Source organism: Mycobacterium sp. 236(2023) (assembly GCF_029623955.1).
Lineage (GTDB): Bacteria > Actinomycetota > Actinomycetes > Mycobacteriales > Mycobacteriaceae > Mycobacterium.
Map to the genome: position 1 here is coordinate 951,333 of NZ_JARSBP010000002.1, position 12,008 is coordinate 963,340.

9 protein-coding genes and 1 riboswitch are annotated in these 12,008 nt (G+C 64.9%); of the genes, 6 read left to right on the forward strand and 3 right to left on the reverse strand.

The window, feature by feature from the left end; genetic code table 11:
• Positions 1 to 25: 25 nt before the first annotated feature.
• Positions 26 to 2,308, reverse strand: coding sequence for a 5-methyltetrahydropteroyltriglutamate--homocysteine S-methyltransferase (gene metE, locus P9A17_RS07120; RefSeq protein WP_278037861.1), 2,283 nt, complete (start codon positions 2,306 to 2,308; stop codon positions 26 to 28).
• 126 nt (positions 2,309 to 2,434) lie between these two features.
• A riboswitch (cobalamin riboswitch) is annotated at positions 2,435 to 2,654 on the reverse strand.
• 31 nt (positions 2,655 to 2,685) lie between these two features.
• Positions 2,686 to 3,342 carry a GntR family transcriptional regulator gene (locus tag P9A17_RS07125; protein ID WP_278037862.1) on the reverse strand — a complete coding sequence of 219 codons (657 nt, stop codon included), beginning with the start codon at positions 3,340 to 3,342 and terminating at the stop codon, positions 2,686 to 2,688.
• A 68-nt stretch (positions 3,343 to 3,410) separates the two neighbouring features.
• Between P9A17_RS07125 and P9A17_RS07130 the strand changes: the two genes are divergently transcribed.
• From P9A17_RS07130 to P9A17_RS07140, 3 genes are read left to right on the forward strand one after another with little or no spacing between them, the layout of a single operon-like run.
• Positions 3,411 to 4,784: an LLM class flavin-dependent oxidoreductase gene (locus tag P9A17_RS07130; protein WP_278037863.1), complete on the forward strand. Its 1,374-nt coding sequence runs from the start codon at positions 3,411 to 3,413 to the stop codon at positions 4,782 to 4,784.
• 15 nt (positions 4,785 to 4,799) lie between these two features.
• The gene (locus tag P9A17_RS07135; RefSeq protein WP_278038638.1) at positions 4,800 to 5,984 is read left to right on the forward strand and encodes a CoA transferase; all 1,185 of its coding nucleotides are present in this window, start codon (positions 4,800 to 4,802) and stop codon (positions 5,982 to 5,984) included.
• Positions 5,985 to 6,000: 16 nt separating this feature from the next.
• Positions 6,001 to 6,912, forward strand: a complete 912-nt coding sequence (locus P9A17_RS07140; RefSeq protein ID WP_278037864.1) for a CoA ester lyase — start codon at positions 6,001 to 6,003, stop codon at positions 6,910 to 6,912.
• Here P9A17_RS07140 and P9A17_RS07145 read toward each other — a convergent pair.
• Positions 6,896 to 8,323, reverse strand: a complete 1,428-nt coding sequence (locus P9A17_RS07145; protein WP_278038639.1) for a short-chain fatty acyl-CoA regulator family protein — start codon at positions 8,321 to 8,323, stop codon at positions 6,896 to 6,898. The genes P9A17_RS07140 and P9A17_RS07145 overlap by 17 nt on opposite strands.
• A 110-nt stretch (positions 8,324 to 8,433) precedes the next feature.
• Between P9A17_RS07145 and prpD the strand changes: the two genes are divergently transcribed.
• Genes prpD through P9A17_RS07160 form a run of 3 tightly spaced genes read left to right on the forward strand, consistent with a single transcriptional unit; the run spans position 8,434 to position 12,007 of the window.
• On the forward strand, positions 8,434 to 9,939 hold the full coding sequence (prpD, locus tag P9A17_RS07150) for a 2-methylcitrate dehydratase PrpD (protein WP_278037865.1): 1,506 nt from the start codon (positions 8,434 to 8,436) through the stop codon (positions 9,937 to 9,939).
• A 29-nt stretch (positions 9,940 to 9,968) separates the two neighbouring features.
• Positions 9,969 to 10,886 (forward strand): methylisocitrate lyase, encoded by a 918-nt coding sequence (gene prpB / locus P9A17_RS07155; RefSeq protein ID WP_278038640.1) that lies wholly within the window; start codon positions 9,969 to 9,971, stop codon positions 10,884 to 10,886.
• Entirely contained in the window at positions 10,883 to 12,007 is a 1,125-nt protein-coding gene (locus P9A17_RS07160; RefSeq protein ID WP_278037866.1) for a bifunctional 2-methylcitrate synthase/citrate synthase, read from the forward strand. The genes prpB and P9A17_RS07160 overlap by 4 nt, the downstream gene beginning before the upstream one ends.
• Position 12,008: the final 1 nt, after the last annotated feature.

The window sequence follows — 12,008 nt, forward strand, 5'->3', positions numbered from 1 at the left end:
CGCCGGCCGCCGCCACCGCCGACTATCACGCGTTCTGTCGTACCTGTTCGGTGGCCGCCACCAGGTTGCGCAGCGCGGCCGACACTTCGTTGGTCTTGCGCGTCTTGAGTCCGCAGTCCGGATTGACCCAGAGGCGTTCCGCAGGAACCGAGTTCAGAGCTTCACGCAGTGATGTCGAAATCTCGTCGACTCCCGGGACGCGCGGCGAGTGGATGTCGTAGACGCCCGGACCGACGCTGTTGGCGAAGCCGACCGCGTTGAGGTCGCCAAGCACCTCCATGTGCGATCGGGCGGCCTCGATCGAGGTCACGTCGGCGTCGAGGTCGGCGATCGCGCCGATGACTTCACCGAACTCGGAGTAGCACAGATGCGTGTGGATCTGCGTCGAGTCGTCTACCCCGGAAGTGGACAGCTTGAACGCTTCCACTGCCCACTTCAGGTACGCCTCTTTCTCTTTCGAACGCAGCGGCAGTAGCTCACGCAACGCGGGCTCATCGACCTGGATGATCGCGATGCCCGCGGATTGCAGGTCGATGGTTTCGTCACGGATCGCCAGCGCCACCTGCGCCGCCGTTTCGGCCAGCGGCTGGTCGTCCCGCACGAATGACCACGCCAGGATCGTCACCGGGCCCGTCAGCATGCCCTTGACCGGCTTGGCCGTCAGCGATTGGGCGTAGATGGCCCAGTCGACCGTCATCGGCGTGGGCCGTGCGACGTCGCCGTACAGGATCGGCGGGCGCACGCAGCGGCTGCCGTAGGACTGGACCCACCCGTTCTGCGTGGCGAAGAACCCGTCGAGTTGCTCGGCGAAGTACTGCACCATGTCGTTGCGCTCCGGCTCTCCGTGTACCAACACGTCGAGCCCGAGGTCCTCTTGCAGCGCGATGACGTCCGCGATTTCAGCTCTCATTCGGCGGTCGTACTCGGCCGTGTCGATCTTGCCTGACCGCAGATCTGCTCGCGCGACGCGGATTTCGGATGTCTGGGGGTACGAACCGATCGTCGTCGTCGGCAGTGCCGGCAGGTTCAGCCGGTCTTGCTGGGCCAGCCGACGCTGCTCGGCAGGTCCTCGCGCGGCGCCGGACGCGGTGATCGTCGATATCCGGGATCGGACGTCGCCGTTGTTGAGTCGCGGATCAGCGTTTCGCGACTCGATCGCCGCATTGGATGCGGCGATCTCAGCGGTGATGGAGTCGCGGCTATCGGAGAGTCCACGGGCGAGCGCCACGACTTCGGTCACCTTCTCGAATCCGAAGGCGAGCCAGCTACGCAGTGCCGCATCGAGATCGGTCTCGGCGTCAAGGGTGTACGGCACATGGAGCGTCGAACAGGACGTCGAGACCGCAAGGTGTCCGACAGATCCTGACAGCGAGGCCAGCGTGTCGAATGCCGCTTCCAGGTCGGTGCGCCAGATGTTGCGTCCGTCGACGACGCCCGCGACGACGGTCTTGCTCGCCAACTCTGGCACGGCCGCGATGGCCGACACCCCGCCTGCGACGAGGTCGACGCCGATGGCTTCGACGGGCGTGCGGGCCAGCGCAGGCAATGCGTCGGTCAGCTCGCCGAAGTACGTCGCGACGAAGATGAAGGGTCGCGTCGCCATCTGGCCGAGGGCTTGGTAGGTCTGCTCGACCAGTTCGGCGACGTTGTCGAGAGCATCGGTGACAAGGATGGGCTCGTCGATCTGCACCCACTCGATGCCGTTGTCCGCGAGCAGTGCCAACAGCTCCCCGTAAACGGCCACGAGATCGACCAACCGCCTGATTGGGTGGCCCGCACCGTCGACGGCCTTGCTCAACGCCAAGAACGTGATCGGTCCGACGATCACCGGGCGAGCCGGAATAGCCTGGGCGCGAGCCTCTTCCAGCTCTGCCAGAACTTTGGCGGGATTCAGTGTGAAGGCGGTGTCCGGGCCGATCTCGGGGACGATGTAGTGGTAGTTGGTGTCGAACCACTTTGTCATCTCCAGCGGTGCGATGTCGGCTCCGGCGTAGGTGCCCCCGCGTGCCGCGGCAAAGTAGCGGTCTAGGTCGTCTGCCACTCCCGAGACACGCTCGGGCAGCGCGCCGACGAGGACGGCCGTGTCGAGCACTTGGTCGTAGTAGGAGAAGGTGTTCACCGGAATTGAGTCCAGGCCCGATGCGGCGAGCGATTCCCAGGTGTCGCGGCGGATCTTGGTGGCCACGGCTTCGAGGTCGGCTTGGTCGAGGTTGCCGGCCCAGTACTTCTCGACGGCGCGTTTGAGTTCGCGGTTGGGTCCGATGCGCGGTGATCCGAGGATGGTGGCGGTGAAACGTGTTGCGGTCATGAGGACGTGCCCTTCGGTACGGCGGGAGGCCATCGCCTGGAGACGTCGAACCGAGCGCGGTCGACAGCCACACAGTCCACCGCTTCGGCCACTGCCCATTCCGCGAGGCGATGAACCACCGGGCGCGGCGCGCCCGGTACAGCTGGCAGGTCTTCGGACTCACAAGCACGTGCACAGTCGCGCACACCTACTGGCCGTCGCTTCCCGGCCCGGAGGGGCCAGTGCTTGTGACGGCGGTCGTTCCTGCATACCGCTGCGGGACAGTCCCGGATTCTCACCGGGTTCCCTCTCGCACCACACCCGACGGGGCGTGTGGCACTCGGTGGCCGGCGCACAGTGCGTGCTCCGGTCAAACCAGTTGCAGGTGGAGCGTACCTCTAGGACGTCACCGCGCGGCGGTCGAGCCAGTCGACCAGGGAACGACCGGCCTCCAGGACATGGCGCTCGGCGATCCCGCGTGCTGAGTCGGCATCGTGGACGGCGAGCGCGTCGAGCAGATCCTCATGCTCGGACAGCGAGTGCTCCTCATGGTCGGGGAACACGGTCAAGAAGTTCGTCGGGACGACGCGCGCTGCCTGCTTCAGTTGGGCCATCAACCGGGGAGAGTGGGCTGCGCGGTGGATCTCCTGGTGAAATCGCCAATTGGCCTCGCCGATCGTGTCGTCTCCGGACTTGGCGGCCACTTCGGCGGCGAGGTCACGCATCCGCGCCAGTTCGTCGGGGTCGACGCGCTGGGCGGCCCAGGCCGCGGCCTGCCCAGTCAGCACCCCGAGAATCGTGAAGCTGTCCAGGATGTCGCGCGTGCTGATGCCGATAACGGTGATGCCGCTACGGGGGGCGATCCGGACTAATCCCTCAAAGGACAACTCCAGGAACGCTTCCCGGACGGGGGTGCGGCTGGTGGCGAACTCTTCGGTGATGGCATCGAGATCGATGCGGGTGCCGGCTGGCAGGGCCCCGGTGAGGATCCGGTCGCGCAGTTCGCGAGCCGCACGCTCACGCACTGTGCCGCCGATGTTGAGGGCGCCCGTCATGGGGGAAGTCTAGCAATGTGCAGCATCTGACATTTGAAATCTAATATATCAGATGTTAGGTTCGCGGCATGGTTCAGCAGCGCACCGACAAGATGTCCCTCGTCGCGTTCATGCAAGCAGGCAGCACCTCCGTCTACGCCGGATCATGGCGGCACCCCGCCACCGAGCACAGCTACCTCGATGCGTCCTACTACGCGAAGGTCGGGCGGCAGCTCGAAGAGGGCTGCTTCGATCTGATGTTCTTCGACGACCGCCTCGCGATGCCCGGCATCTACGGCAGATCGGTTGGTGAAGCGGTCCGCTACGGTGCGCGGCCGGTGAAACTCGACCTCGGTGTCGTCCTCGGTGTGCTCGCCCAGACGACATCGCATATCGGGCTCGGCGCAACGTATTCCACGACGTACTACGCGCCGTTCCACGTAGCGCGGACCTTCGCCACGCTCGATCATCTGTCCGGCGGGCGGGCCGCGTGGAACGTCGTCACGTCGGTCAACGACAGCGAGGCGCAGAACTTCGGTGTCGACGCCCACCTGGGCCACGACGAACGTTACGACCGCGCGGACGAGTTTCTCGACGTCGTGACCGGCCTGTGGGACACCTGGGACGACGGCGCCGTCCTGCACAATCGCGCCGAGGGCGTCTACGCCGATGCGGCGAAGGTGCACGAACTTGGTCATGTGGGCCAGTACTTCTCGGCGCGGGGGCCGTTGACCGTGCCTCGGACTCCCCAGGGTCGCCCGGTGATCCTGCAGGCCGGATCCTCGGGGCGGGGACGCGAATTCGCTTCGCGCTGGGCGGAATTGATCTTCACCGGCGACCCCGGCCTGGCCATTGCGCGGGAGCATTACGCCGATCAGAAGGCGCGCATCGCTGAGGCCGGGCGCAATCCGGACGCCGTCCGCATCTGTCCCATGGCCTACGCGGTGGTGGGGGAGAGCGAATCCCATGCCAAGGACCGTGAGGCGATGTTCCTCAACGACCTCGTCCACCCCATGGCGTCGCTGACCTTGCTGTCGGAGTTGATGAACTACGACTTCGCCCAGCACGATCTCGACGACCCGATCAACGACGATCTGATCGCATCGGTCTCGGGAATCCGCGGTCTGGTGCAGAACATTCGCAAGCACATCGGTGGAGACACGGTCACGGTGCGCGACCTCGCCGGGCATCGCGCGACCCTGTTGCAGGGGCCGCGGTTCGTCGGCACGGGCGAACAGGTCGCCGATCAGATGGCGGAATGGTTCGAAGGGGGAGCGTGCGACGGCTTCGTGCTCGCTGCTACCCACATGCCCGGTGCCTTCGAGGACGTCGTTCGCATGGTCGTCCCTGAACTCCAGCGCCGCGGCCTGTTCCGCACACAATACGAATCCTCTACTCTGCGTGGCCATCTCGGTCTCGATCGGCCGGAGTCGACGCGGGCGACGGCAGGCGTGTCGGCGTAGATGTCTCAGCAACAGATGCTTGAGGGCGTCCGAGTCCTCGACTTCGCGACCCTGGCTGCTGCGCCTCTGGCCGCCACCTATCTCGGCGAATTCGGCGCCGAGGTCATCAAGATCGAACAACCCCGCCATGGCGACCCGATCCGTGGATGGGGAAATCAGCGCGACGACGTCGGCCTGATGTGGAAGTCTGTGTCGCGCAACAAAAAAGCGATCACGCTCGACCTGCGGGGCGCCGAAGGTCAGTCGTTGGCGCATCGCCTGGTCGAACAGGCTGACGTCGTGATCGTCAACACCCGGCCCCAGACTTTGAGTGGCTGGAACCTCGACTACGACGCGCTGCGGAAGGTCAATGACCGCATCGTGATGCTGCACATCACCGGCTACGGTCTCAGCGGGCCGAAATCGACTCGGCCGGGATTCGGCACGCTCGGTGAGGCGATGAGCGGTTTCGCCCACATCACCGGTGAGGCCGACGGCCCTCCCACCCTGCCGCCGTTCATGCTCGCCGACGGGGTCGCGTCCCTGAACGCGGCGTACGCCATCATGATGGCGCTGTATCACCGCGACGTCCATGGCGCCGGTGGACAATTGATCGACATCAACCTCGTCGACCCGCTCGCTCGTCTGCTGGAACAGACGCTGCTGGGATACGACCAGCTGGGCATAGTGCCGCAGCGCGCGGGTAACCGGTGGGACATCTCGGCCCCGCGCAACACCTATCAGACCGCCGACGGTATTTGGCTGGCGATGTCGGGAAGTTCACCGGCACTGGCACTTCGGGTGTTCAAGGCTATCGGTCGCGCTGACCTCGTCGACGATGACGACTTCTCCGATCCGCAGCGACGTCTCGCCCGCGCCCGCGAAGTCGACGCCGTGGTCGCCGACTGGGTGGCCACCAAGACGCTGGCCGAGGCGATGACGGTGTTCGAGGCCGCCGAGGTCGCCGCCGCCCCGGTCTACGACATCGAGTCGCTGCTCGCCGACGAACAACTGCAGCATCGGGGCGTCTTCATCTCGGTCGATGACGAGGAACTCGGCCGGATGACGGTGCAGGCACCCGTACCGAAATTCTCGGACGCCGACGGATGCGTGGCACACCTCGGACCCCGTCTCGGCGAACACAACGACGAGGTCTACGGAAAATTGTTGGGGCTCAGCCCTTCTGAAATCGACGATCTGCACGCCCGCGGCGTGCTCTGAGGACAAAGGAACCTTAATGACGAATTTGCTGCGCCGCTCTGAACTGGCGCTACCGGCCTGCAACGACCACATGTTCGCCAAGGGAGTCACCTGTGGCGCCGATCTGGTGTTTCTGGATCTGGAGGACGCCACACCGGTCGGGCTCAAGGTGGAATCGCGTGCCAAGGCCATTCATGCGCTGACGGAGTTGGATTGGGGCCGCACCGCGCGCGCCATCCGGATCAACGGGCTTGACACCGAATGGTGCCATGACGACATCATCGACGTCGTCACGCACGCAGGAGAACAACTCGACACGATTGTGATCCCTAAGGCCAAGACGGCACGCGATGTGTGGTGGGTCGACGTGCTGCTCACCCAGCTCGAGGCCAAACTTGGCTTGGCCAAACAGATCCGGCTGGAAGTGCTGATCGAAGAGGTCGAGGGGCTCGCCAATGCCGAGGAGATCGCACAGGCCAGTTCACGCCTGGACGCGGTGATCTTCGGCGTCGGTGACTTCTCGTTGTCGCAAGGGGCGAGGGTGGACACTAACTTTGATCCGCTAGGTGGCTATCCCGGTGATTTCTGGGCGTACGCGCGGAACAAGATCATGGTTGCGGCCCGAATAGCCGGTATCGACGCCATCGACTCGCCCTATCCCGACTACAAAAATGTTGACGGCTACGAACGCGACGCTCGACGTTCGGCGCTGTACGGCTACACGGGCAAGTGGGCCATCCACCCTGACCAGGTGCCGATCGCCAACCAGGTGTATGCACCGACCGACGACGAGATCGCCCGTGCAGAGCGCAATGTCGCGGCCTACCGAGAGGCCGAAGCCCAGGGGCGCGGCGCCGTCGGCGTCGAGGGCGTGCTCGTGGACGCCGCCCACGTCAAGATGGCCGAAGAGACGCTGGCGCGCGTCGCACTCATCAACGGCAGTCGCTGACTGTCGGATACGGCAGATCGCTGCTGGCGTGCGGATCGACTTTGACCGCACGGCCGATGTAGGGAAACGCGCGCTGGGGGCACGCCGGCCGCTCGCAGATCTTGCAGCCGGCACCGATCGGTACGGCGGCGTCGGCATCGGCAAGATCGATTCCCGCCGAATAGATCAGGCGGTCCGCGTGTGCCAGGTCGCAACCCAAGCCGATCGCAAAGCTCTTCGTCGGGCCCAGGTAGCGGCTCTGACCCGGCGGTGTGGTCCTGGCGATCCAGAAGTACGCGCGGCCGTCGGGCATCTGCGCAACCTGCGTGATGAACTGCCCGGGCTGGGTGAACGCGTGGTGGACCACCCACAAGGGGCAGTTCCCGCCGACGCGGGAGAAGTGAAAAGCCGTGGCGGACTGACGCTTCGAGATGTTGCCCGCGCTGTCGGTGCGGACGAAGATGAACGGTACCCCGCGCGCGTCGGGCCGCTGCATCGTCGACAACCGGTGACAGACGGTTTCGAAGCCTACTTCGAACCGCCGCCCCAGTTGGTCGATGTCGTAGCGCAGTTCTTCGGCCGCCGAAAGGAAGATCCGATAGGGAAGCATCAGGGCGCCCGCGAAGTAGTTGGCCAATCCGATGCGGGCCACCTCGCGTGCTTCGCTGCTGAGACGTTCTGCACCGGCGACGAGAGCGGAGATCAGGTCAGCCTGGGTCAGCAACGCGTACTGGGTGGCCATCTGGAACGCTCGCTGCCCGGGATGCAGCCACCGAGCCACATATAAGGTTGCAGCGTCCGGGCGGTAGGCGCGTTTTGCATTGGGGGTCAGCACGTCTCCGTCGTCAATCACGACGTTGATTCCCAACTGGTCTGAAAGAAGCTCGGCGAGTTGGACGTCCAGGCCGCCGACGCGTAGGCCCCGTTCGACGAACAGTGTCTCGGCTGCCAGGTCGAGCTCTGCGATGTGGTTCTTGCGGTCGTAGAAGAAGTCGCGGACTTCCTCGAAAGGCATCGGCTGCTGCAGCGGAGTCGGCGTGTCCGCGCTGGCGCGTGTGTGCATGGCTTCCAGCTCGGCGGTGGCGTCGTATAGCCGGCGGTGCAGGCTCACCAGCGTCTGCCCGACCGCGGGCATCCGCGCCACGAGCTCGTCGATCTGGGCCGGGGTCGCTTGACTGTCCGCCAGGACGTCCCGCAGGTCGGATACCAGACGTGCATCGGAGTCGGGGGTGAAGTAGTGCGTCGGCAGGTCGAAACGCTCCGACAGTGACAACAGCACCGGCACCGTGATCGGCCGTTGGTCGTTCTCCAGCTGATTGACATAGCTCGTCGACAGGTTCAAGGCACGCGCCAGCGCGACCTGAGTCAGGCCGTGTTCCTCCCGCAACCGCCGGAGGCGGGCACCCACAAACGTCTTCGCCACCGCGCACAGCGTAACGCGAAGGCCTTACACAACGTTCGCAAGATCTCTTGCAGAAGGACACATAATTACGCACTTACAGGGCCTTTTTCGGTCACCGGCCTCTGCGTAGCGTGCGGATCATGCAACTCCACGACGTCCGCACCCGGCGCAGCGCCGAAGACTTCCCCCGCAGCGAACACCTCGCGTGGAAGATCGCCCAGATCGCCGCCGACCCGGTTGCCGTCGATGCCGACGTCGAAGAGATGGTCCTCAACCGCATCATCGACAACGCCGCCGTGTCTGCCGCATCGGTGATCCGCCGTCCCGTCACCGTCGCCCGCGCACAGGCTCAGGCGCATCGCGCCAAGTCCGGTGCCGCCGTGTTCGGTATCGACGGCATGTACTCGCCGGAGTGGGCCGCGTGGGCCAACGGGGTCGCCGTGCGTGAGCTCGACTTCCACGACACGTTCCTGGCCGCAGAGTATTCGCATCCTGGCGACAACATCCCGCCACTTGTGGCCGTCGCGCAGCAGATGGGAGTCCGCGGGTCTGATCTCGTTCGCGGCCTGGCCACCGCCTACGAGGTTCAGGTCGATCTGGTCAAGGGCATCTGCCTGCACAGGCACAAGATCGACCACGTTGCCCACCTCGGACCGTCGGCTGCCGCGGGTATCGGCACGATGCTGCGTCTTGATCCCGAGACGATCTACGCGGCGATCGGGCAGGCGCTGCACTTGACGACCGCCACTCGCCAGTCGCGCAAGGGCCTGATCTCCAGCTGGAAGGCCTACGCACCGGCATGGGCGGGCAAGGTCGCGATCGAGGCTGTCGACCGTGCCATGCGCGGCGAGGGATCGCCCGCCCCGATCTGGGAGGGCGAGGACGGTGTCATCTCGTGGATGTTGGCCGGCCCCGAGCACACCTACCAGGTGCCGCTGCCGGGTCCCGGTGAGCCGAAGCGCGCGATCCTCGACACCTACACCAAGGAGCACTCGGCCGAGTACCAGAGCCAGGCTCCGATCGACCTGGCACGCCGGATGCGTTCCCGCATCGGCGATCTCGACCAGATCGCCTCGATCGTGCTGCACACCAGCAACCACACTCATGTGGTGATCGGTACCGGCAGCAACGACCCCCAGAAGTTCGATCCGTCGGCTTCCCGCGAGACTCTCGACCACTCAGTGATGTACATCTTCGCGGTCGCTTTGCAGGACGGCGTCTGGCATCACGAGGCGTCGTACGCCCCGGAGCGCTCGCATCGTCCGGACACGATCGAGCTGTGGAGCAAGATCTCTACGGTCGAGGATCCGGAGTGGACGCGGCGCTACCACTCGAATAACCCGGCCGAGAAGGCGTTCGGTGCCCGCGCCGAGATCACGCTCAAGAGCGGTGAGGTCATCGTCGACGAACTCGCGGTGGCGGATGCACATCCGCTAGGCGCCCGCCCGTTCGCCCGCGAGCAGTACCGCAAGAAGTTCGCAATCCTTGCCGACGGTGTCGTCGATGCTGCTGAGCAGCAACGGTTCCTGAAAGCTGTCGACGAGGTCGCGTCGGCCAAGTCCGGCGGTCTCGGTGGGCTCAACGTGCGGGTCGATGCGACGGTGCTGGAGAAGGCGCCGACGATCCCCTCGGGAATCTTCCGATGAGCCGCGTGCGCGAAGAGCAGACGGCACAGGTGAGCGGGTTGCTCGGGTCGGTCGTCCCGGCCCACGAGAAGCGGGCGAACTTTCGTCGGGCGCTCGAATCGGGTCAGCTGCAACGCTATCCGGGGGCATTCTCGCCTCTCGTTGCAAAGCTGCTGGCGAATATCGGGTTCGAGGGCGTGTATGTGTCGGGCGCGGTGCTGTCGGCCGACCTCGGCCTGCCCGATATTGGGCTGACCACGCTCACCGAGGTGGTTACCCGAGGCGCCCAGATCGCCTCTGCCTCAGACCTTCCCACGCTGATCGACGCCGATACGGGCTTTGGTGAGCCGATGAGTGCGGCTCGGACCGTCACCCTTCTGGAGGACGCAGGCCTGGCGGGTTGCCACCTTGAGGATCAGGTGAATCCGAAGCGATGTGGGCACCTCGACGGCAAGGCCGTGGTCCCGACCGAAGAGATGGTCAAGCGTCTGCGCGCCGCGGTGACTGCGCGACGGGATCCGAACTTCATCATCTGCGCACGCACCGACGCCGCGGGCATCGAGGGTGTCGACGCTGCCGTCGAGAGGGCGAAAGCATACGCGGGAGCCGGCGCAGACCTGATCTTCACCGAAGCGCTGTCGACGCCCGAGGAGTTCGCCAAGTTCCGTGCCGCTGTCGATACCCCACTGCTGGCGAACATGACCGAGTTCGGCAAATCCGAGCTCGTCAACGCCCGCACGCTGGCCGAGATCGGCTATAACGTCGTGATCTATCCGGTGACCACGTTGCGGCTGGCCATGCACGCCGTCGAGATCGGGATGCGCGAAGTCTTCGACGCCGGAACGCAATCCGGCCTGCTCGACAACATGCAGCACCGCAGCAAGCTCTACGAGCTTCTCCGCTACGCCGAATACAACGAATTCGACTCCGATATATATAACTTCGCCCTCCAGGACGTGAAAGCATGAGCACCACCACCGAGGCTCCTCACATCTACAAAGGCCTGGCCGGTGTCGTCGTCGACACCACGACGATCTCCAAAGTGGTGCCGGAAACCAACAGCCTGACCTACCGGGGTTACCCGGTGCAGGATCTCGCGACGAAGTGCTCCTTCGAGCAGGTCGCGTACCTGCTGTGGCACGGAGAACTGCCCACCGACGGACAACTGGCGCTGTTCAACCAGCGTGAGCGTGCGTCACGGCGCATCGATCGGTCGATGCAGTCGCTGCTGGCGAAGCTGCCGGACACGTGCCACCCGATGGATGTGGTGCGTACGGCGATCAGCGTTCTGGGCGCCGAGGATCCCGACGAGGACGTCGCCACCCCCGAGGCGAATTATGCGAAGTCGTTGCGCATGTTCGCCGTGCTGCCGACGATCGTCGCGACCGACATCCGGCGGCGACAGGGATTAGCGCCGACCGCTCCGCACAGCGATATGGGGTATTCGGAGAACTTCCTGAACATGTGTTTCGGCAGGATCCCCGAGCCAGCCATCGTGAATGCATTCGAGCAGTCAATGGTGCTGTATGCCGAGCACAGCTTCAATGCCTCCACGTTCGCCGCCCGGGTCGTCACTTCCACGCAGTCCGACATCTACAGCGCGGTCACCGCAGCCATCGGGGCACTCAAAGGATCGCTGCACGGCGGAGCCAACGAGGCCGTGATGCACGACATGATCGAGATCGGTTCGGCCGACAAGGCGGCAGAATGGTTGCACGGCAAGCTGTCCCGCAAAGACAAGGTGATGGGTTTCGGTCACCGCGTCTACAAGAACGGCGACTCTCGCGTCCCGACGATGAAGGCCGCACTGCAGCAGGTGGCCCAGGCCCGCGGTGGCCAGCAATGGCTTGACATCTACGCCGTGTTAGAGAGCGCGATGTTCGCCGTGACGCGCATCAAGCCCAACCTCGATTTTCCGACAGGACCGGCGTACTACCTGATGGGCTTTCCGATCGAGACCTTCACCCCGCTGTTCGTGATGAGCCGAATCACCGGCTGGACCGCCCACATCATGGAGCAGGCCGCTTCCAACGCACTGATCCGTCCCCTGAGTGAATACTCGGGCCAGCCCCAACGCGCTCTTGTCTGAG

Coding starts and splice junctions, on each gene's coding strand:
- metE (WP_278037861.1), bottom strand. CDS start 2,308: ATGACCGCAACACGTTTCACCGCCACCATCCTCGGATCACCGCGCATC.
- P9A17_RS07125 (WP_278037862.1), bottom strand. CDS start 3,342: ATGACGGGCGCCCTCAACATCGGCGGCACAGTGCGTGAGCGTGCGGCT.
- P9A17_RS07130 (WP_278037863.1), top strand. CDS start 3,411: ATGGTTCAGCAGCGCACCGACAAGATGTCCCTCGTCGCGTTCATGCAA.
- P9A17_RS07135 (WP_278038638.1), top strand. CDS start 4,800: ATGCTTGAGGGCGTCCGAGTCCTCGACTTCGCGACCCTGGCTGCTGCG.
- P9A17_RS07140 (WP_278037864.1), top strand. CDS start 6,001: ATGACGAATTTGCTGCGCCGCTCTGAACTGGCGCTACCGGCCTGCAAC.
- prpD (WP_278037865.1), top strand. CDS start 8,434: ATGCAACTCCACGACGTCCGCACCCGGCGCAGCGCCGAAGACTTCCCC.
- P9A17_RS07160 (WP_278037866.1), top strand. CDS start 10,883: ATGAGCACCACCACCGAGGCTCCTCACATCTACAAAGGCCTGGCCGGT.